This window comes from Runella sp. MFBS21 (assembly GCF_029433105.1).
Taxonomy (GTDB): Bacteria; Bacteroidota; Bacteroidia; order Cytophagales; family Spirosomataceae; genus Runella.
Genome location: NZ_JARNTW010000008.1, coordinates 64,251 through 89,214, shown reverse-complemented (window position 1 = coordinate 89,214; position 24,964 = coordinate 64,251). Strand labels below are relative to the sequence as shown.

General features: G+C 41.6%; 21 protein-coding genes. 6 read left to right on the top strand and 15 right to left on the bottom strand.

Features of this window, described 5'->3' with window-relative positions:
* Positions 1 to 20: 20 nt before the first annotated feature.
* Positions 21 to 1,130 (top strand): D-TA family PLP-dependent enzyme, encoded by a 1,110-nt coding sequence (locus tag P1X15_RS17020; RefSeq protein WP_277339336.1) that lies wholly within the window; start codon positions 21 to 23, stop codon positions 1,128 to 1,130.
* A gap of 21 nt (positions 1,131 to 1,151) precedes the next feature.
* On the opposite strand, the gene P1X15_RS17015 is transcribed toward P1X15_RS17020, so the two are convergent.
* Positions 1,152 to 2,024 (bottom strand): AraC family transcriptional regulator, encoded by an 873-nt coding sequence (locus P1X15_RS17015; protein WP_277339335.1) that lies wholly within the window; start codon positions 2,022 to 2,024, stop codon positions 1,152 to 1,154.
* A 374-nt stretch (positions 2,025 to 2,398) separates the two neighbouring features.
* On the opposite strand from P1X15_RS17015, the gene P1X15_RS17010 reads away from it, so the two are divergent.
* Positions 2,399 to 5,140, top strand: a complete 2,742-nt coding sequence (locus P1X15_RS17010) for a T9SS type A sorting domain-containing protein (protein ID WP_277339334.1) — start codon at positions 2,399 to 2,401, stop codon at positions 5,138 to 5,140.
* A gap of 12 nt (positions 5,141 to 5,152) precedes the next feature.
* On the opposite strand, the gene P1X15_RS17005 is transcribed toward P1X15_RS17010, so the two are convergent.
* From P1X15_RS17005 to P1X15_RS16990, 4 genes are all read right to left on the bottom strand, one after another.
* On the bottom strand, positions 5,153 to 5,974 hold the full coding sequence (locus tag P1X15_RS17005; RefSeq protein WP_277339333.1) for an alpha/beta hydrolase: 822 nt from the start codon (positions 5,972 to 5,974) through the stop codon (positions 5,153 to 5,155).
* Positions 5,975 to 6,130: 156 nt separating this feature from the next.
* The gene (locus tag P1X15_RS17000) at positions 6,131 to 9,457 is read right to left on the bottom strand and encodes a glycosyl hydrolase (RefSeq protein ID WP_277339332.1); all 3,327 of its coding nucleotides are present in this window, start codon (positions 9,455 to 9,457) and stop codon (positions 6,131 to 6,133) included.
* A gap of 134 nt (positions 9,458 to 9,591) precedes the next feature.
* Positions 9,592 to 11,244 carry a hypothetical protein gene (locus P1X15_RS16995; protein WP_277339331.1) on the bottom strand — a complete coding sequence of 551 codons (1,653 nt, stop codon included), beginning with the start codon at positions 11,242 to 11,244 and terminating at the stop codon, positions 9,592 to 9,594.
* Positions 11,245 to 11,389: 145 nt separating this feature from the next.
* A complete protein-coding gene (locus P1X15_RS16990; RefSeq protein ID WP_277339330.1) occupies positions 11,390 to 13,774 on the bottom strand; it encodes a TonB-dependent receptor domain-containing protein in 2,385 nt (794 codons plus the stop codon).
* A gap of 230 nt (positions 13,775 to 14,004) precedes the next feature.
* On the opposite strand from P1X15_RS16990, the gene P1X15_RS16985 reads away from it, so the two are divergent.
* Both P1X15_RS16985 and P1X15_RS16980 read left to right on the top strand, forming a co-directional pair.
* Positions 14,005 to 15,066 (top strand): sensor histidine kinase, encoded by a 1,062-nt coding sequence (locus P1X15_RS16985; protein WP_277339329.1) that lies wholly within the window; start codon positions 14,005 to 14,007, stop codon positions 15,064 to 15,066.
* Positions 15,063 to 15,761: a LytTR family DNA-binding domain-containing protein gene (locus P1X15_RS16980; RefSeq protein ID WP_277339328.1), complete on the top strand. Its 699-nt coding sequence runs from the start codon at positions 15,063 to 15,065 to the stop codon at positions 15,759 to 15,761. The genes P1X15_RS16985 and P1X15_RS16980 overlap by 4 nt, the downstream gene beginning before the upstream one ends.
* A gap of 26 nt (positions 15,762 to 15,787) precedes the next feature.
* On the opposite strand, the gene P1X15_RS16975 is transcribed toward P1X15_RS16980, so the two are convergent.
* The 10 genes from P1X15_RS16975 to P1X15_RS16930 form a co-directional block, all read right to left on the bottom strand.
* A complete protein-coding gene (locus P1X15_RS16975) occupies positions 15,788 to 16,318 on the bottom strand; it encodes a GNAT family N-acetyltransferase (RefSeq protein WP_277339327.1) in 531 nt (176 codons plus the stop codon).
* On the bottom strand, positions 16,275 to 16,571 hold the full coding sequence (locus P1X15_RS16970) for a DUF1778 domain-containing protein (protein ID WP_277339326.1): 297 nt from the start codon (positions 16,569 to 16,571) through the stop codon (positions 16,275 to 16,277). The genes P1X15_RS16975 and P1X15_RS16970 overlap by 44 nt, the downstream gene beginning before the upstream one ends.
* A 43-nt stretch (positions 16,572 to 16,614) precedes the next feature.
* Positions 16,615 to 16,755: a hypothetical protein gene (locus P1X15_RS16965; protein ID WP_277339325.1), complete on the bottom strand. Its 141-nt coding sequence runs from the start codon at positions 16,753 to 16,755 to the stop codon at positions 16,615 to 16,617.
* Positions 16,756 to 16,885: 130 nt separating this feature from the next.
* Positions 16,886 to 17,245, bottom strand: coding sequence for a hypothetical protein (locus P1X15_RS16960; protein WP_277339324.1), 360 nt, complete (start codon positions 17,243 to 17,245; stop codon positions 16,886 to 16,888).
* A gap of 22 nt (positions 17,246 to 17,267) precedes the next feature.
* Positions 17,268 to 18,059, bottom strand: coding sequence for a DUF4249 family protein (locus tag P1X15_RS16955; RefSeq protein ID WP_277339323.1), 792 nt, complete (start codon positions 18,057 to 18,059; stop codon positions 17,268 to 17,270).
* A 13-nt stretch (positions 18,060 to 18,072) separates the two neighbouring features.
* On the bottom strand, positions 18,073 to 20,412 hold the full coding sequence (locus P1X15_RS16950) for a TonB-dependent receptor (RefSeq protein ID WP_277339322.1): 2,340 nt from the start codon (positions 20,410 to 20,412) through the stop codon (positions 18,073 to 18,075).
* A gap of 118 nt (positions 20,413 to 20,530) precedes the next feature.
* Positions 20,531 to 21,223: a LytTR family DNA-binding domain-containing protein gene (locus tag P1X15_RS16945; RefSeq protein ID WP_277339321.1), complete on the bottom strand. Its 693-nt coding sequence runs from the start codon at positions 21,221 to 21,223 to the stop codon at positions 20,531 to 20,533.
* Entirely contained in the window at positions 21,220 to 22,245 is a 1,026-nt protein-coding gene (locus tag P1X15_RS16940) for a sensor histidine kinase (protein ID WP_277339320.1), read from the bottom strand. Before P1X15_RS16940 ends, P1X15_RS16945 begins: the two co-directional genes overlap by 4 nt.
* A 342-nt stretch (positions 22,246 to 22,587) precedes the next feature.
* Entirely contained in the window at positions 22,588 to 23,295 is a 708-nt protein-coding gene (locus P1X15_RS16935) for a hypothetical protein (RefSeq protein ID WP_277339319.1), read from the bottom strand.
* Between the two features lie 79 nt (positions 23,296 to 23,374).
* The gene (locus P1X15_RS16930; protein ID WP_277339318.1) at positions 23,375 to 23,773 is read right to left on the bottom strand and encodes a hypothetical protein; all 399 of its coding nucleotides are present in this window, start codon (positions 23,771 to 23,773) and stop codon (positions 23,375 to 23,377) included.
* Between the two features lie 377 nt (positions 23,774 to 24,150).
* On the opposite strand from P1X15_RS16930, the gene P1X15_RS16925 reads away from it, so the two are divergent.
* A complete protein-coding gene (locus tag P1X15_RS16925; protein ID WP_277339317.1) occupies positions 24,151 to 24,525 on the top strand; it encodes a BlaI/MecI/CopY family transcriptional regulator in 375 nt (124 codons plus the stop codon).
* Positions 24,525 to 24,935, top strand: coding sequence for a hypothetical protein (locus P1X15_RS16920; RefSeq protein WP_277339316.1), 411 nt, complete (start codon positions 24,525 to 24,527; stop codon positions 24,933 to 24,935). Before P1X15_RS16925 ends, P1X15_RS16920 begins: the two co-directional genes overlap by 1 nt.
* Positions 24,936 to 24,964 lie beyond the last annotated feature (29 nt).

Genomic DNA, 24,964 nt, shown 5'->3' with positions numbered 1-24,964 from the left:
CTTTTAGTTGTATACTATTTATGGACAATTGGTTTGAAATAGAGAACTCGGATAGTGTGGATTCCCCTGTATTGTTGGTATATCCTGAGCGGATATTGGCCAATATTCGGATGCTGAAAAGCATGATAGATGACCCAAGTAGGTTGAGGCCGCACGTAAAAACCCATAAAATGTCAGAAGTGACGGCGATGTTGCTTACTGAGGGTATTGAGAAGTTTAAATGCGCAACTATCGCCGAAGCCGAAATGCTCGGGCAGTGCGCTGCCAAAGACGTTTTGCTCGCCTATCAGCCTACACAGGTAAAGTTGCAGCGCTTGCTTGAATTGATAAAAAAATACCCCCAAACTACTTTTTCTTGTTTGGTAGACAATTCCACGTCGGCCTTGATGATGGCTCAGGTTTCGACCGAACAAGGTATTGAAATTGAGGTGTTTATTGACCTCGACATAGGTATGAATCGAACGGGTATCAGCCCCGACGAAAGTGCCGTTGAGTTGACCAAACTGATTGTGTCTTTGCCCAGCTTGAAACTAAGGGGCTTACACGCCTACGATGGGCAGATACATACCCAAGATTTGGCTTTGCGGGAAATAGAATGTGAAGCTGGGTTTGACTTAGTAGCGCATTTGGAGAATAGATTAAAGGCCGAATCAATCCATACATTTGATATCGTAGTAGGCGGAACTCCTACCTTTCCTTTTCATGCCAAAAGACCCAAAGTAGAGTGCAGTCCGGGAACATTTATTTTTTGGGATTTTGGGTATTTAAACGACTGTCCTGAACAGAAGTTTCTGCCCGCAGCGGTGTTGCTGACGCGGGTGATTTCACTGCCCAAAGGTAGAATATGTCTCGACCTTGGGCATAAAGCCGTTGCCTCCGAAAATCCACTTTCGGCGAGGGTTCATTTTTTGAATGCAACTCATCTCAAACTCGAAAGTCAGAGCGAAGAGCACTTGGTGGTGAAAGATACTTTGGAAGAAAATAATCTGAAGATTGGAGATACACTGTATGCCTTGCCTATTCATATCTGCCCTACCGTGGCACTTTATGAAAAGGTGGCATGGGTACAAAATAAAAAAGTAGAGGGCTATTGGCAGGTTACTGCCCGCAACCGCACTATTGGTAGTTAATACAATACTTGGTTTATACCCCTAATGACTTATATCCAGTGTGCGGCGATAGTCGCTAGGAGTCATATTTTTTACTCGTTTAAATTGGCGGTTGAAATTTGCTAGGCTATTGTAACCGCATTCATATGCAACTTCAATGATATTATAATCATTTTCTGAAAGAAGCTTACAGGCATAGCCTATTCTGACGGTGGTCAGATACTCCACAAATGTCATGCGGTATTGTTCTTTAAAAAAGCCACAAAAAGCCGTCACACCCATACTGGCTACTGATGCAATTTGGGGGAGGGAGATATCTTTGTTGAAATTCTGTAAAATAAAATCATTGATTTTCTGAAATCTGTGCGATGATTCGTAGTGAAAGTTTTGCATGAACGTCGGACTTGCCAATAGGTCATATTCGGCATTGCCCGACATAATATCAAAAATAGAAAACAATGCTGACAAGCGTTGAAGCCCATTCATCTCGTGCATTTTGTTCATTAGTTGATTGATCTTCTTACGGGTAGAACCCTTGATGACCATACCTCTCTCCGAAATTTTCAATACTTTCTTGAATCGTTCTATTTCGGGTATATTCATAAAGCCCTCACCTAAAAAATTATTCGTAAAGTGAATGACGGTGGCATCGGCTTTTTGCTTTGATTGACGGCTCAAATAGATTGGATCATTGACCCAAACATGCGGCAAAAGCGAGCCCATAAACACAAGGTCTTGCTCGCCAAAGTGCCCGATATGGTCGCCAACCATTCGTCGTCCAGTACTTTTGTTTACCAGAACAAACTCATAATGAGCGTGATAGTGCCAGGGGGCAGGAAAGAAATCGCCTGCTTCTCTGAAAACGATAAAGGATTTGTCAGCATCCTGAGGAAGGTGAAATTCAACTGCTTTCATTAGTTTGGTGATTTGTTGATGAAAGATACAAAACTAATTATCACAAGTCTATTTTGCGAAAGATAGTATCATAAATCCAAATAAAATAGGAAATAATAGTTGGTTTAGGCTGTTGCCAGACGCTGCTTGAAATCTAACACTAGGATTTTTCTCTGCCTAGTAGGGGTTTGAAAATAGGGGAGAGGATCTGTGGTTGGCGAGCAAAAAAGAGATTTATTCAATAAGTAAATTTGCAAATTTCGGAGTACTCATACTCAGCATATTTCAACTAAATTTATGATGATTTTTGAAAGTGATACAACTATCGAAAACACCGTTTCGTCTATGAAAGCAGAACCTCAAGATAGGGAATGTGTGTTTCATAAATTGCTGTCATGAATAAAATCTCTTACAGAAATCCAAAGTTTGCTAACGTTTGGAAGTTGATTATTATCACTGTCTTAATGGTAGCTTCTGCCTTGTCGTCAATGGCTCAGCTAAGTTATCGAACGCTTTCGGATACCGTTATTTTCAGACGAAACTATATCTCTTATAATGAACTTGGTTTTGTAGGGTTTCAATCACAACGAGGTCAAAACAATAGCCTGCTTATCAACTATATCTCTCTTTGGCAATATGAGGGGGCTTATCCTTCCAAAAATTTCTTAGTACGAGAAGCGGGTCAAAAACATTTTTCAGCAGTGGAAGGGTATTCTTATTTGGAGAGCCCTCTTAAGCGAAAAGTAGAAGAGTGGCAAAACAACTACTTTATGCTACCCAATGCGGGTATTTTCGCCAACAATTTTAGGAATGTCAATCTCTACTTTTATGATAAAAACTTTAGATTACAACGGCGAGTCAATGACGCACCTCTACACTCTGTCAAAAGTCTGCCTACCTCAGATGGAGGTATTTTGACTGCAAGCCGTGATTCGCTCATTAAACTAGACGCATCACTACGCCCTCTTTGGCGTTTTAAATTTGCCATATCTGACTCTTTGGGGGGTGGATATTCTTTTAGCGGAGGGTATTATATCGGCATGAAAGAATATGACGATTTTTATCTCATTTCGCTTGTTGGTCCACGTACCCATGTATTTCGGTTTACTAAAAGTGGTCAGTTACTCCATAGCTTTCAAGCGCCTACACTTCTACGAGAAGGCAGTTTCTCGGCCCGAAACAATAAAGTCGACTATTACGCTCCTGAACCGTATGATTTTTACCATGCCCAAGACGGGGTTGTTATTGTCAACGATACCTTAGTAGCTAAATATAATTTTAATGGACAACCTATGTGGGAAATCCCTTATGAGCAGCATATTACATATTGGTGGACCCCTTTTGACGCTTTTCAAAAAACTTCCAACAATACATTCATTATTAGACGTTTCCAAGGGCATTTTGAAGATCAGTACACTTTTATCGAAGAAAAAGCCCAATACAGCCAATATGACTTAAATGGGCAATTACTTTGGGAAACGCCCTATTTAGAAGAGTTTGCATTTACTTACGGTCAGCCTACACCCGATGGCGGATTCATGACCGAAACCAACCCACGCTTTAATTCTTACGTCCCTATTACCTCCAAAACTTTACGATGGTACAATAATCAAGGTCAGAAGATAAAAGAGAGAACTTTTCAGGTTCAAAATGCTCAGTTTATTTCTAAAAATCTTACTTATCAGCCCGACGAAACGCTTGAGCTTATAAATGGAGGATATCTGGAAATCATGACAAAAGATTTTAACACTCAATGGAAGTTTCCTAAGTCCGACTCGGCTACCACCCTCCACATCATGCGAACTTTTTCAAACGGGAATCGTTTGGTGAGTTATACAGTTCAGAATGAGGCCAATAGACGCGTAGCACTGTTGGATTATAACGGCAATATCCTTTTGGATGCCTCCAAAACCGACGCCTACCTAGATAATATTAGCCGATGGATGCCTTACCAGTCTTCTAGTTATCGTTATTTTGACAACAATTTGTTTGAAACCAATGAGGGACATTTGCTCCTAGCGGTTAAAGATTACCTGTATCGTCTTGATAAACAGGGGAATATTGTTCGTAAAACAGCCCTCAATTGTCTTGGAGATTCTTTCATGTATGATGAAGACGGTCGATTGGTAGGTTTGGAATATAGGGCTTTGGATGGAGTACAAAAGGCCGCTTATTCGTTGGTTAAACTTGCGGAGGAAGATAAAGTTCTGTGGCGTATAGCTCTCCCCGTTTATGAAGATGATGGCCTTATTTACTGTGCCTACAAACATTTGTTTTCGGATAAAAAAGATACTTATAGCCTCATTGTACACAAATCATTTAAGGAAATTCCAGTAAACGATCCACGGTATTCTTTTTATCTCCATGACCAATTGAACCTTCTTACCATCACTCGTCCGTGTCACGAAAACCCTGAGGGTATATTGAATGTTTCTACAAACATTTCGTGTGAAACTGACCCTGTGCGCTTAAGCTCACAAAGCGATTCATTGGGAAGATTGAGTTTTGAATGGAAACGTAATGGAGCAACTATTTCTACAACCTATACATCGGATTTTGAAACCTCTGGTCCGGGTACTTATCAAGTCGTGGTTCAAGATGCAATTTGTAATAAGTCTTCTCTTTCGAAAGAAGTGATAGTTCAACCTCGAATGGAAGTGATTATTGTTCCCCAAAAAAGTACAGATCCGCAATTGCACGAAAAAATTAAACTTTTGGTCCCTGCAAAACAAGGAGCGACTTATCAATGGTACAAAGATGACAAACCTATCGACGGCGCTACTGCTTCTATTTATGAAGCTTCCGAAAACGGGAATTATACGGTACGGGTTTATCAAAATGGGTGTAGTCAACTATCTTACCCAATTCAACTGACTATTTTGCTGAATTCTGCTGAGGAGCCTTTGACGGCAGATGAGATAGTGATTTATCCCAATCCTTCCCAAGGGTTTTTTGAAGTGAGAACACCCCACAGCAGGACAATCGCCGAAATCAACCTCTACGATATGGCAGGGCGTGAACTGCCTCTACAGCGACTAGACAAGCAAATTCAAGCACAAGTTCCCGCCGGAAGTTATTGGGTAAAGGTCAGAGTGCAAGATAAAACGCTAGTAAAGCGTATGGTAGTCATTCCTTAAGGGGCGAGGGCCTTACTTTAGTTTCTCTTTTAAAAAACGCAAGATTTGGGCACGTATGTCGGGGGCGTCAAACATAACACCAAAATGAGGTGCATCTTTGACGATGATTAGTTCACTTTGAACGCCCGATATACGCAACCAAGAATGTAATAGTTTCGACTGGCGATTGGGTACACTTTGGTCTTTTTCGCCGTGAATAATCAAAAAAGGTGGGTCATTTTTGTCAACATAAGTGACTGGGCTTGCTATTTTGGCTAAATCAGGGCGTTCTATGGGAGCCGCTCCAATCAAAATACCTTCTGGCGATTTGGCATCTTCACTAGAATTGAGAGAAACTAGATCAGAAGGGCCGTAGAAATCCACAACTGCCTTGAAGGTGAAGGCTTTGGAAGTATTTGGCATGAAGAAAGCATCCATTTTATTATTTTTCGATAAGGCCATTAAGGTAGCCAAATGTCCTCCCGCCGAAAAGCCCATCAATGCGATGCGGTTTTTATCGAACCCATACTTTTCGGCGTTATCATACAGAAAAGAAAGAGCGCGATTGCAGTCTTGAATAAGTGCAGGAAACACCGCTTGAGAAGCAAAACGATAATCAATAGACGCCAATGCAAAGCCACTGTTTAACATTTCTGAGATTGTGCTTTTCATGTAGCTCATATCGGCGTATTTGTCATTGACCAACCATCCTCCACCGTGTACCCATACTACCAAGGGCATTTTTTCTTTGGCATTGGGGGGCAAATAAATGTCGAGTAAGTGTTTGGACAAAGTATCGTTGTTGTAAGGAATATTTCCGTGGAGCGTGGTGCCTTCGGGAAAAAACTTTATCATAGGATTGGGCTTTTGACAAAAAGCAACGTATGACTGTAAGGCTAAAAACAATAGAAATAATAATCGCACGGTTTTCATAAAGAGGTTGGTTTGATTAAGGATTTATACAATAAAAGGCGGGTTTCCCCACCTCTTACTATGCTAGCAGTGTATTGCTTATTTGCTTTCTATCACCTTTACTTCTCCTATTAGTCCCGAAGGAACTAAGGGCGAGTCTTTACGGTAAAAAGGCATGGTAGTGAATGTTGTTTTTTGCTGTACATTAGGTTGCGCATCTCCTACCAAGCGGTTGACCCACGTATTGGTCACGTTTACTTGTATAGCGTTTTCTCCGGCTTTCAACGCCGAAGTAATGTCCACTTTAAACGGTTTTTTCCATAGGGTTCCCACGTTTTTACCATTGACAATCACCTCTGCAATATTCTTCACATCGCCCAAATCAAGAATAATGGAAGCACTGGCGGAGGGTTTGGCAATCGAGAATGTATTTTCGTAGGTCGCTGTTCCTGAGAAATACTTTACATCCGTATTTGCATTTTCCGACCAAGAACTAAGCTTATCAAAAACCACATTTTTATCATTAAATTTTACTTTCCAAGGATTTGAAAGCGTCACAATGGTGGTTTCGGTGGTGGTTGGTTTGGTAAATGAGCGCTGCGAGGTAGCATTTCCAAATACAATAAACATTGCTCCCCAGGATTCAAGTCGAAGCGATACAATGGTTCTGCCGTCTTTGATGTGGTAGCTAATCTTTTCGATTTTACCCGTTTCAGGATTCCACAACTCAGGTACTTTGCCCGCCACTCGAAAACTTATTTCAGCATCGGTCGCCTCGGCACTTCGGTTGTTTAACCAATAAATATCTTGGGTTGCTGTTTGACGGTGGCGATATAAAATTCTGTTGGTTGTTTTATTGATAATGACGTCGGGTTTGGGTGTTGGTAGAGACGTTGCATGCAACGTCTCCACGTCATGCAACGTCTCTACAGCGGCGTTGGGATGTGCCCAAATTTCGTTGGCAATTGACTGAAATTCAGTCGCATTGTCTGTCAGACTAGGTGATTTTACAGGTTTTGCTCCTATTACTTTTGCCCCTGCTTTGACTAGGTCACGTAGTTTTTTCAAAACAGGCAATGTCATAAACTTCGTTGATTCATCTAACACGAGTACACTATACGAGTTGCCGCTTTGCGCTACCAACTTCCCGTTTTTTACTTGAATGGCGTTTAAAAGGGCGGAAGAGTTCACAAAATCAAATTCATAGCCTGCGGGAATCGCTGGAAGTTTTTCGCGGCAAATCCACGTAATGTTGTTGTTTTCCCCGTATAAGTACAATATATCAGCGACGTTTCGGCCTTGTTGCAACAAATAACAACTACGTCCCAAGTAAGTCATCCATGCTTTTCCGCCTGCTTCTGCCCAAGTTTCTTGACGGGTAAAATACTGCCCAAAGGGTCCCAATGAAAAACCCGGTTTTTTATCATCTAGTGGCTGGTGTACAGAAGTGTGAATCACAAAACGATTCAAACCTGATGCCATTTCTAAGTCAGCGGTACGTTTGAGCCGTTCGGGATATTCTTGAAAAGGTCTTCCTACGGAGGTCATAGACTCGGCGGCTACAATGGGTTTGCCATAAATATTGGCTACCGATGCCGATTCTCGAATGTCAGCTTCGCTCCGTACTTCTTCATCAGTCCCGCCCGCCAAACTGCCCGGTGTCCACATCGCCGACATAGGAATGTCCGAATACCGTTTTACGTCCATCCCATCCGCTAAATAAATACGGCCTCCTTCATGCGACTCGGTATAACGCTTCATGCCGCGTTTTTTAAGCTCTTCTCCAATCACATCATAATGATTTTCGGCAATCAACTCTCCAATGGTTTTACGAAAATCCCACAAAAAATGCTCACTCGCTTCCAGCGATTTCACAATTCTTCCAGTCAGTACTGGAATCCAACGCTTGAGGTCATAGCCACGTCTTTTCTGGAATTCTTCAGGAAAACTTTTCGTCCAATTCATATGACCTGCTTCGTAGCTATCCAATACCATATAATTCAGGCCTTTGGCACCCATGAGTCCACCAGTGGCATCTTTATACATATCCAAATAAGTATTGATGTAGCGTCTTACGGCGCCTTTATCCAATTTGTCTACTTCTAAGCCCGTCGCTTCGGGCGAAGCAGGGTGATTTTGTCGCCCCGTAAGTGAGTAACCTAGTCGTATCGCTACCCAATTTCCCGCCGGAACTGTCCAGTTTAGAGTGCCGTCGGCGCTCATGTTGGAGGTCAAATCCACTACTTCTTCGGCTTGAATGGCATCCGTTTTTTCTGTATTATTTTCTATTCCTAATTTTCCGTCTTCTTTCCAAGGCGTGAACCCCGCCTTGTCTTCTAACTGATCAATACGGCTACCACTATACAATACAAACTCTGCTACATTGACGCCCTCGGGTTTTGCTTCTCCGGCGGGACGTCCTGCCATCGCAGCAAACATATTTGGAGTAGGAGCCAAAGTAGTCCAGCAGAGGCGCCAATATTTGGAGGTGGTGGGAACTATAGCAACAGTATTGTACGGTACTGTGCTACCTGATAGCTTGGCAAGCTCGCGAAAATGCACGCCATCATCGCTTACTTTGAGAGTTCTGTTTTCGGGATTACCGCGAAATTCACTTAAGGGGCTTTCGTTGGCACCAGCCACCGAAAATGCTTTGAAGGTTTGGGAAGTTTCGAACGTATACTGAATCCACATTTCGTGGCCCACTTCTGTAGGCGGTAGCATGGATGATTTTTCTAAGTTATTGTCTGTGAGGTCTTTTAAAGTAAAAGTGCCTCCGCTTGAACTAACACTAGGATTTAGTTCGACCAATGTCTTTTCGACAGAAGGCAAACGATACGCTATGACCAACGCATCTTGGTAAAAATGAGGTCTTTCGCCCACAAACCCGCCCGTCAAGCCGCCTGCTCCAAGACCTACATTTTGGAATTTTCCGGTTACATCAGAAGGGCGGGGCAGTTTTCCGGCAAATATTTTTCCTCCTTCGAGAGGCGTTTCGGTCCAGACGTACTTTTTCATGGCGTCTTCGGGCTTTACCCAAGGACCACCCGTCACGCTCCATCCGGGCGAACCTGCAATGGCCATTTCGAGTCCTTTTTGGTCGGCAAGTTGTGTTGTGAACTTAAATGCCTCTTTCCAATCGGGGGTCATAAAAACCAGCTTTTTGGGCACTACGACAGGCGTAAACAAATTGGCATCAAAGTTTTGGAAGCCGCCAATTCCTACCCGTTGCATCCATTCTAAGTCTTTTTGGATACCTTCTTTGGTGATATTGCCATTCATCCAATGCCACCATACTCGGGGTTTGGCAGTGCTTGGGGGCGTTTGAAAATCCTTTGATTGGACGTTTTGGGCAAAGCTATTTCCTGTTAAAAGGAGTAATCCCGCTCCTATTGAGAGCCACTTTTTTGTATTTGTTTTGTCCATTTTTTTATCTGTTTATCACAAAAATTGTCAATAAAAAGATAAAAGGAATCATGCACTTACATGCGATAGGGATAAAAAAATGGTTGTTTTAGATTTTTGTTAAAAAAATAATGTAGGCCAGAAGTGAGGTTAATTCATTTATCTTTCGTAATTTTTACCTCCCGAAACATAAAAGGGTTATCGCTGATTCTAAGGGGTTTACCGCTGGCAGTGGTTGCATTTTTGAGCACTACTTCTTTGGTTTTGACGTAGGGGAATTTTTCTTGGTAGGAGCTATCCTTCATTTGAGGATTGAAGTTGGCAAAAATCGCAGGCCCGTGATAGTTTTCTGGATGCTGAGAGTCGTCGATACGTAGGTTTTCTATGGTGATTTTTTCGGGCATGTAGCAGATGTAGCCAAAATCATGTTGCCCTGAATAAGACCCGCTTATCAAATCGGCGCTGATGGGTTTGCCGCCTGCTGGCACAAATACACAATTCCGAATCACAAGTTCGCCCTGCCACGTGCTTCCGTAATCCGAACGAAGATTGACGATGCTGCGGCCACGAATAGTCGAATTTTCGACGAGGAAGGTTCCGCTACCGATGGCGTTGATTCCCATGTGGCCGAGGGTCGAATTGCGAATCGTGGCATTGGCTACGCCTTGGTGGGCATCAAATCGAGAAAGAATACACTGATCGTAAAGGAGATTTTTGCAAAAATTAGAACCCAAAATACCCCAATAAGTATTGTCGTTGATGTCGTTGGTTTGGGTACAATTCACAAAAGAGACATTCACTGCCCGATTGACCGACAAATCATAAGTACCCATAGAGACGGGTTTGCCAGCAGCGCCAATGGTGCTGTAAGTTTTGTGGCCCGTGAGAAGGGTATTCTTTACAGTGACATAGGCACAGTCGCCGATGTTGATAAAGCCTCCATAAGGTGCACCGTGGTCTTCTTCTCCTTTGATACGGTGCTCAAGACCTTCCAAAAGTACATTAGAGCGTCTGATGGCGATGTTTCGACTATAGTAGGTATATTTTGATTCGGCCTTGTTGGCGATGGTAGTAAAACGCCCACCTGTGATTTTTAGCGGCGTTTCGTCGATAGGTAAGGCGGTGATTTCGGTGATTTGGTCAAAGTTCCAGATAATTGGGGCTTTCATGTCTACGTTTCCGTTTTTGTCGACCGCAAAAATATCCGTTTGCGAAGAGCCATTGTTTTGGTTAAGCCCAAATCGGATGTATTGTTTTACGTTGGCATTGGTGACCGTAATCAAGCAAGTACTAGGCAAGGACACCTCTAACTTAGGCTGATTTCTTTTGAGGGAAGTGATGGATTCTAATTTGAAAGGTTTGAGTGCCGAACTTACCATAAAAACAGAGGCATTGCGATTCTGTACTTCGGTGTCGTCAATGATAAACGCCGCTGTGCCAAAATCCGTCTCAGTACGAATGACGGCGGTACGTTCTTTGCCACTGATGTAATAAGTGGCTCCCTCATTGGCTTTTACCGAAAGACCGTGCACATTGGCAAAGGCATGAGTGGCGGCTATGGCGTCTATATCATCGGTTTTGCCATCGCCTTTAGCCCCAAAATCTTTATAACTTACTTTGCCCGCAGCTTTGTATTTAGCAACATTTTTGGGAGATACATTGAGATGTAACTCCCCATTTCCCTGAATAGAAACCTGCGTTTTTTTGTTTTCGGAAGTGATGACTATGTCTTCAAGCGAACTTTGATTTTGACCTTTTGTCAGAAATGTAACGCATAAAAAAAGAAAGGTGAGGAGTAAATTTTTCATAAGAATTAGCCGATGGCTTAAGATTACTTAGCCCATAAAATAATACTTACTCAGAAGGAAATTTCAAGAACTATCTACCCTAAAGACAGATGTTTTGATAAAGAGGGTGCATGTGTCAATTTTATAATGCTGCCTAAGCGCTTTGTTACTGCACTCTTCTACGTTCTTCTTCGGCGGCGTCTTCGGTTTGGCGGCGACGGGTGTATTTTTCGTTGCCAAAACGATAGCTAAAATTGAGCCCAATGCGGCGAGTATCGCTTTGTGTTTTTCGGTATTGGGTCGTATTTTGATAATTAGTCATGGTTTCGGTGCGGTAATTGGCAAAAGTCGGGTCGTCAATCATCAAGCGGATACTGCCTTTGTCCTTCAATATTTTCTTGCCAACGCCCACGTAAATCGAGTAAAAACTGCCCATGGTCATGGTAAATACTTGGTCGCGGGCCGAAATATTGGCGTATAAGTCCGCCGACCAGCCTTTCCCAAAACTAAACTGCTGCCCTGCATTGATGCGAAAGGACACGTAGCGAGTGACGGCCACGTCGCCGTTTACTGTGCCCTGAATATTGAAGCGAAACCCTTGAAAACTCACGTTGGTCGTCCAATACTTGTTGATTTTTTTGTTGTAATTGCTCACAATCCCAAACCGATAGCCCTTGCCCAAATTGAACGGTTTTCGGACAAACACATCGCCCTCACGAATGTTCAAATCACTATTCAATCCATCGGCAAAATCCATGGCCAATCCTACACTAATGCCGTTGTTGTGTTGGTAACGAAGTTGAAGATTGTGCAGATAAAAGGGCTTCAACGAGGGGTTTCCGCTGGTAAAGGTGTAGTCGTCCACGTAGTTGAGAAACGGGTTAAACTGCTGATAACTTGGGCGGTTGATGCGGCGGCCGTAGTTGAAACTCAAACTGTGCTTGCCCACGCTATCCAACGCCCGTCGAAAGAAGAAAGTGGGGAAGAGGTTGGTAAAATGCTGCGAAAATTGCTCGCCCGTGGTAGCGATGTTGGGCAGTAGATTGCCTTCAATATTGGTGTTTTCGGCGCGTAGCCCCATTTGCAAACTGGTGCGTTTATTCAGCGTATGGCGTAGGTTGAGGTAAGCGGCATTGATGTTTTCGTTGTAAAAAAAATGGTTGCTTTTGGTGGGGTCAAGTACGAAGTTCTGGTCTTTTTTATTCTCCACATCGGCTTCGTTGGCGTTTTTTACAAAACCTATTTTTGCCCCCATTTCAATAATTGTGGTTTTGGAAACAGGACGGCGATAATCGGTTTTGAAGGTCAGAATTGTAGCGGGTGTGAAGAAAACATTGTTGAAAATCTGGGTGTTATTGGCGTGGCTACTCTGAAAATTTCTAACGCCATTGGAGCCATATTGTTGATAGTTTACGTCGCCGCTCCACTCGCTGCCCTGTTTTTGGGGTTTGTGGGTAAAATTGAGGTTGGCACTCAGATTGTTCCAGTCAAATTGCCCACGGTTGGTGCCGTAGTACGGTTCGTTGTTAATCAAATTTGAAAACACCGCGCCGTCGTTTCGTTGGCTTTTTTGTAAAAATAGCTGCCCACCGATGACCGTATTTTTGCTTTTGTCGTAATCAAAACCCAACCGAATTGTGCCGCCCAAACTTTCAGAAGTGGCGGTGTTGTTGCTGGTATATTCTTGATTAGTAGTGTTTTCGGTGATAGTTCGGGTGGAAATAGTAACCGTACGATTGGCATCGCGAGGTAAACCTACGCCCCCAAAAAGATTGAGTTTTCCTTGTCGGTAATTGAGGTTAAGGTTGTTATAACTTCGCCATGTATGCCCTACACTTTGGCTGGTGCTAATGTTCCCCGTCAGGCCGTACAGTCTATTTTTTTTCAGCACAATATTGACAATAGCAGAACCAGCGGCATCGTATTTGGCGGGAGGGGAGTCCATCAGTTCCAACTTGTCCAACATCTGGGCGGGCAGCGATTTGAGGTAAGCTACCAAGTCGGTGCCGCTCATGTAGGTAGGCCGCCCGTCGATGAGCACCAACACGTTGCTGCGGCCATTGAGCTGTACATTGCCGTTTTGATCTACCACTAGGCTCGGGGTTCGTTCCAACACTTCTTGGGCGGAGAGGGTGGCGGCACCGTTCATGGCTTCTACGTTGATGACGGTTTTGTCCTCTTCCTGAACCACCAACGGACGCGTCGTTTTGACGACAACTTCGGCAAGTTGTTTGGCTTTTTCGGAAAGTAAAAAAATGGTTGGTAGCACCAAAGACGTTGCGCTTAGCCGAATAGTGGGGCTTTGGTATTTCTTTGATCCCAAATAGCTGATTTTTACGAAATAATTTCCCCGTTTTAAGCTTGTAAACTCAAATTTGCCCTGGGCGTTGGTCGCGACGCCCGCTACTTGCTGGCTATCGGGCAAGGCAATCAATAGCACATTGGCACCTACGGCGGCTTCGTTGTGGTGGTCTTTGATTTCTCCCTTCAAGTTGCTTTGTGCCCATGCTGTGGTGGTAATGAAGAGAAAGAGTAGAATACAATTTTTCATGCTGCGTTGTGGTTTTTTGGCAAAACTCGGAAAGGGGCGGTTTATTGGAGAAGGGGACGGACAGAAAGGGCAGCTGCTGTGATAAAAAGAGAAAATCGACTGACGAAGGAATAGGAGCAAGGCGTAAATTTGTATTTTATGGTTTTCGTCAGTCCAAAAAGCCTTTCTGTCAGCCGAGGAGAAAAATAATGAAACAGATTCTCCATTTTTGACACCAAAACTAAAATAACATGGCTGGAAATATTGTCGTCCTTACCCTTTCGTTGATTGTACTTTGGCTCATTTTTGGCAAACCAAAGCCGATTGTTATTACCCTTTTTCAGTGGGCCGTAGGAGCGGTGGGGCTGTTTTTTGCGGTGCTTTTTACTTTTCACATCATTGATTTAGACCATGAAAAAGACCAAGCCTTGTTAAGTAGTTTACTGACGATAGGCTGTGCGGCGGCAGGACGTTTTATTGCAGCGTATTATTTGAGCAAAAACCCGCGCAATCTAGACCGCGCCGTGACGATTTTGGGAGTGCTTTTTATTGGATTTTTATTGGGTTTTGGCTTAGCAACCAATTATTTAAGGTTTAATGGGAGCTTTTCTGTGCTGTTGTACCTGAATCTGGCCTTGATGGGATTGGGGTTCGTTACCACGATGGGGGTGACTATTATCAAACACCAGATTGAGCAAAAAATTACTACCGCCGAGACCAAAGCCGACGTAAGCGATGCCGAATTGAAACTTTTGCAGAGCCAATTGAGCCCGCATTTTTTGTTCAATACCCTCAATAACCTGTACGCACTTTCGATACACGATGCTTCTAAGTTACCGCCGCTGTTGCTCAAATTGTCCGACCTGTTACGCTATACGGTGTATGATACCAAGGCCACGTTGGTAGCCCTCGAAGACGAAATCAATTATCTGAAAAACTACATAGATTTTGAAAAAATACGGTTGGGTGAACGGCTGGAACTGGTCACCAACTGGCCCGAATCGTTGGCTGAAGCCCCACCAATTGCTCCTATGCTTTTGATTGTGTTTGTGGAAAATGCGTTTAAACATTCCAAAAACACCCAAAATCCGCAGATTAAGATTGCCATAGATGTCCAAATTTGGGGTAAAACGGTGCTTTTTTCCGTTCAAAATAGTTTTGACCCTAATGTGACCCGAAATACGCTGGAGCAACACAGTGGCTTGGGGTTGGACAATGTGAAAAAACGGTTGGAACTCGCTTACCCTCACCGCCATGACCTAAGTATCGAGCAGAAAAACAATACTTTTACGGTTAAATTAAGACTGACATGATACTGAAGGCACTCATAGTGGATGATGAACCACTGGCGCGTCAACTAATCGAAGGGTATTGTAGGTATTTGCCTGAAATAGAGGTGGTTGGTTCGGTGGTTGATGTGTTTATGGCAAGACCTGTTTTGGAGACGGGTAGGGTGGATGTGTTGTTTTTGGACATCAATATGCCCGTGATGAACGGTATTAATTTTCTGAGAAGCCTTCCGCACAAACCCATTACCATTTTTACGACGGCCTACAAAGAACACGCCCACGAAGCCTTTGATCTTGCGGCCACGGACTACCTGTTGAAACCATTTTCGATGGAGCGTTTTTTACAAGCCATCGACAAGGCCAAGGCTGTCCTAAAGCAGCAACCCAACACGCCCGAAAACCATATTTTCCTGAAGTCAGATGGCAGATTGATAAAGTTGTTTTTTGACGAACTGTATTACGTAGAGGCGCAAGGCAACCAAGTCAAATTCGTAACAGAACACAGCACCTTCAACATTACCCAGACGTTTGGGTCGGTACTGGAGCTTTTGCCTGCATCTCAGTTTGTGCGACTTCATCGCTCGTTTGCGGTCAATATTCAGAAAATCAGTATCATAGAATCATACCGAGTGCTGTTGCTCCAAAAAGGCGAAGTGCCGCTCGGAAGTAATTTTCGGGAAGATTTTTTGAAAATGGTGGTGAGTAAGGGCGGGGAGTGATGGGAGATTAGGTGTTTGTTTTTGCTCTATGTGAATAGTTCCTGCAATGTCTTGATAGCAATAAACATTTTTTTGCTGTCAGGAAGTTTTATGAAGTCATATTTCGTGTAAAACTTTTCAGCGTCTTCGTCGATTGGGTCAACAACAACCGCAAAAGAGCCTATTTCTTGGGAAATGTGGTAACTCCTTTTTAAAGCATCAATCAACAATATTTTCCCGATTCCTTTGCCTTGGTATTTACTGTCAATGGCTAACCTTCCCAGTAAAGTAGTTGGGATGGAAGTGTACGATTTTGGAAGCTTCTTTTGAATGGATTCGGGAAAACTACTCAAGGGGATGCTATTATTCGAGAGGGTATAGTAGCCTTGAATATCGTTGGTTGCTCCATCTGATAACACAAAACAGGCAGATAGTTTTCTTTTGATGTCTTGTCCTGCTTGGGTTTTTAAGTAATTGTTTAAAAGCTCTTTCCCACAGTCAAAACCCTCCCGATTATGTTTTTTGTCTAAAAGCTCAGTCATTTTTTTGAGTCGATACAAACGCATTATAGTCTTCATACGCGCTTTTTAGCGTTTTTGAAGGTTTTCGGGGATTGGTAATTGCGTCAAAAAAGATTTGGCTGTCCCTCTCAGATGCTAGTATTTGTTCTTTCTCCTTCACAATTTCTTTTGCTTTTTCTTGCACTGTCAAAATCACGAAGTCAGTCAAGCTTCTGAAACCGCCTAGATAAGCGGCTTTTTCAAAGAATTCTTTTTGTTCCTTTGAAAGTCTTGCGTCAAATCGCGCTTGTTCTTTGATTGTTGTATTCATATACGAAAAATTTTTACAAATGTACGTAAAATATCTGTACACTTCAAAAAGAAGAAGTACCACTCGGAAGCAATTTTTGGGAAGATTTTTTGAAAGTAGTGATGAGTAAGGGAGGAGAGTGATGGCTAAAACCTCTTGTATTTTTGAAGGAGAAATTAGTGGTGGACTGAAAAACAATATTCATCACTTAATGTTTTTTCAAGATAAAATAGCTGCAAAAATGAATTAAAAATTTTGCAGCTATTCATAATTTTCACCTAGCTTTTTCTGCCCTATTTCATTTGGTGGTAGTTGCTATATTTTGAGGAACGCAGTTAGGGCAGAAAAAACTCATCGCTATACTGTTTGGCTTTAATATTGAGGCTGTTAATAAGTATTTTATATTCACTATAACTTGTGATGTCGCTTAGTTTTGTTTGATAGGAGTCTCTGGGACCTCCATTTTCTTGCCCACAAAACATAACTGGATGAAGCCATTTTTGAAGGTTGGGTCGCCCAAATCCTGCCAGCTTGACAGCCGTTTGCAAGAAGTAGTCTAGGGTTTGGGCCGCCCAACCTACCGAGAAATGAGGTTGTTTTTGAACCAATTCCAAAACAGTTTGCTCGTGCCAATCCTCAAACTCTTGCTGAGTAATGGGCTCTTCGCCGTCAAAGATTTTACTGTAGTTGGGCATGGCAAGAAGATTATCAAAAACTTTATGGAATTGTCACCCCCTTCGTCTCTACTGTATGGGCTGAAAATATCCCCAATGCTCCATTGGAAATATTATTTGGCGGATTTGTTGGTGTAGTACCACCCCCAGGGCCACTATCGCCTATTAACATCAGGGTCTTATAAAACAAGGCCACATTTTTGTCGATACATTGCATGGTTACATTGACGACGTCCCCTTGTTTTAGCTTTAAGTCGTCATCGTTGATTTCCAGTCGAAGGGTATTGACCACCCCATTTTTCACTTCGTCATTTTGGATAAGATGCTGGTTGATGAGTTTGTCGTTTACCGACACTACAAACCGATAATTGTTACCGCTTACAGTAGGGTCATTATATACAGGGATTAAATTGTATTCTGTTTCACCAGTAAAAACAACTGCCTCCACTTTGATAGACTCAAACGGTACCGGCGTCGGCATAGTACTTTGGGCTGTGTATGTTTGGTCTTCGGCTTGCACTGTTAGTGTATACGTCCTACCTGCTGTCCCCTTTAGTTGAGCAGTTTGATATAGCCCACCCCCACGTGGAATAAGAGTTTCGCGGTTTCCGGCATCATCGCTAATCGTAACTGTGGCATTGTCAATGGTGGGGTACGTTCCAGTTTCAGTCAGCTTGAGGGATTTTGTGATTTTTACGAAATATGGCCCTGTTTCGTTGGTGATACTGCCATCTATGATGATTCTGGATTGGTTTTCTTTGTAGTCGAGTGTTACTATTTTTTCACAACTGCTAAACAATAAAACCACTAATAATAGGCTGATGCTATTTTTCATTTTTGTTGATTGCTTAAAATTTGAAATTATACGTTACACTGGGTACCCATTGGAAGAGGGAAGTTTGTACAGCGTCGATTTTTTCTGGGTTACTTTTATTTTCTTTAAACGTTAGGGCAAACGGGTTTTTGCGGCCATACGCATTGTACAATCCAAAACTCCATGAACTCTGATATTTTCCTCTGGAAGGTTTTTCGTAAGTTGCACCGATGTCTAATCGATGAGTAGCAGGCATTCGGTCTGCATTACGACTGCCATATTGGTATATCAGCATATCGTTTAGCATGTATTTGCCCGTAGGGAATGTCACAGCATTGCCAGTGCTATAGATAAATGTACCAGACAGTGTCCATCGTGGTGAAAGCGTGTAAATGCCCACTATCGACAAATCATGCGTGCGATCCTGCTTGGCATTGTACCATTGGCCATTGTTGATGCCTTCGATTTGGCGTTCCGTCTTCGAAAGGGTGTATCCTATCCATCCTGTTAATGTTCCCGTTTTCTTTTTCAATAAAATCTCTATACCATACGCCCTGCCTTTCCCAAACAACAATTCGCTTTCTATATCAGGTACGGTGTTGATGTCGACACCGTCTCGATAGTCAATTTGATGCTGCATGGATTTATAATAGACCTCTGTATTGAGTTCAATGGCATTGTTGTTGAAGTTTTTGCTCAATCCTAAACTCACTTGGTCGGCTACTTCTGGCTTTATGTTATAACTGTTCCCAATCCATTGGTCGGTAGGACTGCCGCCCGTAGCATTGCTCATCAAATGTAAATTTTGGGTGTTGCGGGCGTAGCCAACTTTTACACTGGCACTAGGAGTCAATCTATAATTGGCTGCCAATCTTGGCTCCAAATTGAAATACGTTTTGCCCACTTTCCCTTGTTCTAACTCTATGGATTGGGTAAGTTGATTCTTTTCGTAAATATGATAGGTATCCCCACCCATAACATTGTAAAAAGAAAGCCGAAGACCATAGTCAACATTAATCTTATCAGATACTTTCCAGGAGTTGCTCGCATACACTGCATTTTCTAATCCTATGCGGCCTTTTTTATTGCTCACAATATCAGAGCCTTCGGCTTTTGTAGGAGTAATGGTGTGGTGTATTACATTGAAGCCAAAGCGTATGGTGTTGTCAGCATTTGGATAAAAAGTAAAATCCTGTTTTAGGTTCAAATCCTTGATGTGAGAATTGAAATTTATCTCACTATTTTCACTTTTAAATCCAACATTGAAATCATAATTGCTGTAAATCAACGACGTATTGGAAAACAATTTGCTACTCAGTACGCTATTCCACCGTAGGGTAGCAGTAGAATTCCCCCAATCGCTGCCAAATGTTTTGGATACGCCCAATACATCTTTGCCAAAATAGCCAGAGAAATATAGCTTATTCTTATCGTTAATTGCCAAATTGGCTTTGGCGTTTAAGTCATAGAAGTATAGCTTAACATCTTTTAAATCGGACGAAAGCCGTGCAAAAAGGTCTGCATACGTTCGTCGGCCAGAAATAATAAACGACGATTTCTCTTTTTGAATCGGACCCTCCACCGTCAATCGGCTACTGATGAGGCCAATCCCACCGCTTACTTGGTAGTTTTTATTGTTACCCTCTTTCATTTTTACATCCAACACCGACGAAAGACGCCCACCAAACTGGGCTGGACTGTTGCCTTTGATAATAGTAGCATCTTTGATAGCATCGCTATTGAATGTGCTAAACATCCCTAATAGATGTGACGCGTTATAGACAGGTGCTTCATCGAGCAAGATTAGGTTTTGGTCTGTACCTCCCCCTCTTACCGAAAAACCATTGCTTCCTTCGCCGTTCGATTTTACGCCTGGCATCAATTGAATGGTTTTTACCAAGTCTTTTTCTCCAAATACGACAGGAATTTTGGTGGCAGTTTTCATATTGAGTACTTCGGTTCCCATGGTAGCGTTGGTAAGATTTTCATCTTCCTTTTTAGAAGATACGACCACCTCCTCTAAACTGACTCCGTCGGCCAAATTGACGTTTACCGTAACATTCGAATTCAATTCTACTGGGATAGATTGCTGCTCGTATCCTATGTAAGAAAACCGCAACGTGTAGTTGCCTTTAGGAAGCGAAAGGGAATAAAAGCCGTACTCATTGGTCGTTACCCCTATAGTGGGTTTTTCCACTACTCCTACCGCTACTCCTATCAATGTCTCGCCTGACGACTTTTGTTTTACCGTTCCGCTTACTGTATACTTTGATTGTGCCAGCAATAGCGTTGAGCTAAATAAAATAAGAATGAAAATGCCAATGGCTATCTTATGCTTATAAGATAACAGGTGTGTGTTTGTTTTGGGCTGCATTTAACGATCGTTTTTTGTGATTTCGATGCAAATCTGGAGCTTGGACAATCCACCTGCTAATTTTTGAGAAGAAGGGAAAGATTTATGCGAAGAATGTATCTGTTTTTAGGAGAAGCATTTAGGGAGAATACCGATTGAAAAACTCATCTACATAGGTTCTTCCAATAGGGAATTCGTTGTCTCCAATGAAAATAGTGTTGCTTCTTACAGCCTCAATTTTGCTGAAAGGCACGATAAAACTACGATGAACCCGCATGAAATCGGTGCCTTGTAATTTCTCAACCATGTCTTTCATGGGTATTCGTGCTACAATAGTTTTGCGATCTTTGATATAAACTTTGAGATAATCGGCTAAGCCTTCGATGTAGAGAATATCAGATATTGGAATTTTTACCAAACTGAAATCGGCACGAATAAAAATATTTTTTTCAGCATCATAAGCCCTTTTATTTACATAGTCAAAATATTCCTGCGCTTTGTTAACCGCTTGCGTAAAGCGTTTTTGATTGACAGGTTTAAGTAAATAATCAATGGCATTTAATTCGTAACTAACGACGGCGTATTCACTAAAGGCCGTGGTGAAAATCACCATTGTATCTTGCTGCAATGACTTTATTAAATTTATTCCGGTCATGGCGGGCATGTGTATATCGCAAAAAATCAAGTCAATTGGGAATTTTCGTAAATACTTAAGAGCCTCACTCGGTTGAGTAAATGTTTTTATCAACTTGATGTTTTCACTTTTATCACATAGTGATTTTATGACGGTAAGTGCTAACGGCTCATCGTCAATGGCAATAGCATGTATCATTGTAAATTGATAGATAAAGAGACAAAAAAAACCTTTTCAGTATCATTAATCACCAGTAAGTGTTTTGAGGGGTAAATCAAGTTCAACCGATGTTTTGTATTATCGATTCCCAATCCGCTTCTTTCAGAAATATCCCGCTGAACAGCCACTTTCTTATTCATTACACTTAGCTGAAATTCCGTTTGATCTAAGCTTATTTCAATTTTAATGTGGCTTTTCTGTTCAGAGTTTACTCCATGTTTAAACGCATTTTCAATAAAAGGAATAAGTAACATTGGAGCAATTCGTAAGGCAGGAACCCTACTCAGGGTATGGTATTCCAGTTTTACGCTTCTGTCTAAGCGCAATTTTTGCAATTCAACGAAGTTGTTGATGTAATTTAGCTCATCTTCCAGTAACACAAAATCCTGTTGTGTATCTTTCATCGAATAACGCATCATTTCCGAAAGCCTGTCAACCATATCAGCCGTTTTTGGTGAGGTGTCGATAGCGGTAGCATAAATATTGTTCAACGTGTTAAACAAAAAATGCGGGTTAATTTGTGATTTGAGTGAAGCAATTTGTGCCGAAAGTTTTTCGCTCTCTGTTTGCTTTAATCGATTGTAAACGGTCCATAGAATAGAGGATACAATTGATAAGAGCCACAGTAAAAGAGCATTAACGATAATAACGGGAAATATTTTTTCGAGTGGGGGATTGGTTATAGGTAATAAAACATGAATGAGGTTGGAAAAGTAAAGTACTCCTCCGACCACAGAAAATACGACTGCTATTGCAAGCAGTAGAAACGCAAAATAGCCCCAGTATTTATTGACAAGTAGGTACTTAGGGATAAGAAAAACGTAGTTGAAGTAAAAAATAATCAGCAACACGGCACTTAAGATCAGGCAGAGTAAAAGATATTTATTGTCGGACGAAGGGTCTAACGCATTAAAAAGCTGGTCGCTGGAAATGTAAGGAATAACCAGTAACAGTACCCAAATTAAGGCATGTGTGGCCAAGGTAAATCTTTTGATTTGCATAATTACTTCGGAAATACTCCTCAAAGCAAAGAAATGTTGTTTGTCTTTCAAAAAATATGAGAAGAAGAGGGCGTGTTTGTAGAAGTATGATAAAATTGTCTAGATGGTATTAGAATTTGTGGCTATATACAGCGAGACTGTAAACAGAACTATTGAAAGTCTTGCGTCAAATCGCGCTTGTTCTTTGATTGCTATATTCATAAATAAATTTTTTTTTGAAATGTACGTAAAATGTCCGTCCATTTATGAAAGACGAAGTCCCCGTCGGAGGTGATTTTCGGGAAGATTTTTTGAAAATGGTGATGAGTAAGGGAGGGGAGTGATGGAAAGCAAAGAACGGCGTTATGATGTTGTATTCACTATAATTTTTCCCGTCAAAAACCTAGTGTGCCAAGTGGCAAAAGTGAGCTCAAAGTAAAATCCTTTGTCCGAAAATAGTAGCTCTGTTTTGTAATGAGAGTTGTCTAGGTGTATTTCTTCTCTCCAACGGTTACAGATTTCATCTACCAGTGCCTGTGCTTGACAGCCCTTGTATTTTAATTTACACTCGACGGTCAGCATTTGGTAGGGATTCGACAAGGATTTTTTGAAAATTAGATTGTTAATTTGTTGAATGGATGCTAATCCGTGATGGATTTTTGTGGAGAATTTTTTAATGTATTGAAAATCAAATGGTTTTTGCTCAGGTTGTAGGTTTCTGAACAAAGTGTCGAAATCCCAATAATTAAAATCATTCCTCAAAATTTGAGTGATTTTACCACGGCCGACGGTTTTAGTTCCTTCTCTTATTTCAATGCTTTGGCCAACGTAAAATTGCCCAACGTGAAAGTTGGGGCTTAACATTTGAAGACTAACTTTTACAGTTTCACCTGGGTAACAGAGCTCTTTATCAATCAATGTTTGAGGCGCGTCCCAATCTCTGCCATTGTAGTAAAACTGACCCCGATACCCCGATGTGATAGGGTTCCTTCGGCCACCTTCTTGTTCTGTCAAGTAGTAAATTTCTCCTTCAAGTTCGGGATTGGAAAGTTGAAAGGCAGCTTTTGTCATTTTCTGAATGTGTGAGCTATGAAGTTATTTTGATGGAGTGTGCAACTGCCAAAGCGAGTTACAACCTAGCATTCAGCTATCATTTAAGTCGATAAACTTTTCTCTTATCCAGTATAAATAGTTCAGCCTTTTGACCAGTAGAATGGATGTTTAGAATTACTTCATCCCCAATTTTCTTTGCTTTATCAAAACTAATTTCTTCATTGAATGTCATTTGTATGCCTGGCTCCTCAAAAGAATAACTGAACTCATCTTGCCCAACTTGGTAATAATCCCAACCGTTTTTATGAGTTTTTGTCCACTCAAGCGAATTTGGTGTCATTAGTTGGTCGAAATCAGAAAATACATTGATTTCACCTACAATCAGAAATTCAAAATCTTGTCCAGTCCAACCAACTCTCTCAACAATCGGAGCTGCGATTTCAACTGCTTGAAGTGACAATCCCCATTTTCTTTTAATGAAGTCGATTAATTTCATGAATTATTGAGGGTTCGAAGTTAAGTAACTGGGCAAAGTTATAGAATATTACAGAGGCTTTAGCGCTAATTTTACCACCACGCTAGCTTCTGGCTAATAGATACTCCCTATTTTCTACCCATTCTTTGACGGTAAAAATGGTTGGTTTCCGCTAAATCGCTAAATGTTTTTTGAGAGGCTGTGTTGATTGTCAGTTGTGGTTGATGTGTAATGATAATTAACGTAAAATCAAGAATAGTATACTTCTCCCCCTGAGGATTAGAGCTATTTTAGCAGTCTTCTTAAAAGTTACTCCTAATAAATTAGTTGCATAACTAATTTATTAGGAGTAACTTTGTCTCCATCTGAAACAAATCTATTTACGAAAGCCTAATATCATGGAAATTCGGTCATTAACTCGTGCAGAAGCAGAGATTATGAAAATCTTATGGAAACTGCAAAAAGCATTTGTCAAGGAAATATTAGCTCAAATGCCTGACCCAAAACCGGCCTACAATACCGTGGCGACTTTCATCAAAATATTGGAGAAGAAAAATATCGTGAGTCATATTACCTATGGTAGTACGCATCAATATTTTCCTCTAATCACTGAAGAGGAGTATAAACGGCACGAAGTAGAGCAGCTAATGGGCAACTACTTTGAAAATTCAGCGGCAAATTTGGTATCTTTTTTCTTTAATGATAAAAAGTTGAATGCCAGTGAATTAGATGAAATCATGGAGTTTGTTAAGAAAAACAACCTTGGCCAATAATGGATACTCTTCTGTACTTTACTAAGGTAAACCTCTATTGGGTTTTATTGTATGGCATCTATTGGCTCATGCTACGACGGCATACCTTTTTTAAGCTCAATCGTCTGTATTTACTAGGAACTTTAGTAATTTCCTTGGCATTACCAGCGATTCAGGTCAATACTACCGTTACCGAAATTCCTGAAGTTGTGAGTGCCACGACCCAAAATGTAGCTACCCTACTCGTGGATTCCACTCCGCAAACCGACTCTGTAGATTGGGGTTTTATGCTCAAAGTGATTTATATAGGGAGTGTCGTTTATATGCTATTAAGGTTATTGAAAGGTATTTATCATATCGCCTTTCTGATAAAAAAAGGAGAGTTTATCCCCTGCGAAAATTACACTTTAATCTTGCTGCCAAATAATTGAAATCAAAAAGCTAGTGTTGGTTCTTTTTC

Excerpts from the sequence above, each read along its gene's own strand:
- P1X15_RS17015 (WP_277339335.1), bottom strand. The coding sequence starts at position 2,024 with ATGAAAGCAGTTGAATTTCACCTTCCTCAGGATGCTGACAAATCCTTT.
- P1X15_RS16970 (WP_277339326.1), bottom strand. The coding sequence starts at position 16,571 with ATGAATACAACAATCAAAGAACAAGCGCGATTTGACGCAAGACTTTCA.
- P1X15_RS16975 (WP_277339327.1), bottom strand. The coding sequence starts at position 16,318 with ATGAAGACTATAATGCGTTTGTATCGACTCAAAAAAATGACTGAGCTT.
- P1X15_RS16920 (WP_277339316.1), top strand. The coding sequence starts at position 24,525 with ATGGATACTCTTCTGTACTTTACTAAGGTAAACCTCTATTGGGTTTTA.
- P1X15_RS17000 (WP_277339332.1), bottom strand. The coding sequence starts at position 9,457 with ATGGACAAAACAAATACAAAAAAGTGGCTCTCAATAGGAGCGGGATTA.
- P1X15_RS16980 (WP_277339328.1), top strand. The coding sequence starts at position 15,063 with ATGATACTGAAGGCACTCATAGTGGATGATGAACCACTGGCGCGTCAA.
- P1X15_RS16995 (WP_277339331.1), bottom strand. The coding sequence starts at position 11,244 with ATGAAAAATTTACTCCTCACCTTTCTTTTTTTATGCGTTACATTTCTG.
- P1X15_RS16925 (WP_277339317.1), top strand. The coding sequence starts at position 24,151 with ATGGAAATTCGGTCATTAACTCGTGCAGAAGCAGAGATTATGAAAATC.
- P1X15_RS16945 (WP_277339321.1), bottom strand. The coding sequence starts at position 21,223 with ATGATACATGCTATTGCCATTGACGATGAGCCGTTAGCACTTACCGTC.
- P1X15_RS16960 (WP_277339324.1), bottom strand. The coding sequence starts at position 17,245 with ATGCCCAACTACAGTAAAATCTTTGACGGCGAAGAGCCCATTACTCAG.
- P1X15_RS16940 (WP_277339320.1), bottom strand. The coding sequence starts at position 22,245 with ATGCAAATCAAAAGATTTACCTTGGCCACACATGCCTTAATTTGGGTA.
- P1X15_RS16985 (WP_277339329.1), top strand. The coding sequence starts at position 14,005 with ATGGCTGGAAATATTGTCGTCCTTACCCTTTCGTTGATTGTACTTTGG.
- P1X15_RS17020 (WP_277339336.1), top strand. The coding sequence starts at position 21 with ATGGACAATTGGTTTGAAATAGAGAACTCGGATAGTGTGGATTCCCCT.
- P1X15_RS16955 (WP_277339323.1), bottom strand. The coding sequence starts at position 18,059 with ATGAAAAATAGCATCAGCCTATTATTAGTGGTTTTATTGTTTAGCAGT.
- P1X15_RS16935 (WP_277339319.1), bottom strand. The coding sequence starts at position 23,295 with ATGACAAAAGCTGCCTTTCAACTTTCCAATCCCGAACTTGAAGGAGAA.
- P1X15_RS17010 (WP_277339334.1), top strand. The coding sequence starts at position 2,399 with ATGAATAAAATCTCTTACAGAAATCCAAAGTTTGCTAACGTTTGGAAG.
- P1X15_RS16965 (WP_277339325.1), bottom strand. The coding sequence starts at position 16,755 with ATGAATATTGTTTTTCAGTCCACCACTAATTTCTCCTTCAAAAATACA.
- P1X15_RS16990 (WP_277339330.1), bottom strand. The coding sequence starts at position 13,774 with ATGAAAAATTGTATTCTACTCTTTCTCTTCATTACCACCACAGCATGG.
- P1X15_RS17005 (WP_277339333.1), bottom strand. The coding sequence starts at position 5,974 with ATGATAAAGTTTTTTCCCGAAGGCACCACGCTCCACGGAAATATTCCT.
- P1X15_RS16950 (WP_277339322.1), bottom strand. The coding sequence starts at position 20,412 with ATGCAGCCCAAAACAAACACACACCTGTTATCTTATAAGCATAAGATA.
- P1X15_RS16930 (WP_277339318.1), bottom strand. The coding sequence starts at position 23,773 with ATGAAATTAATCGACTTCATTAAAAGAAAATGGGGATTGTCACTTCAA.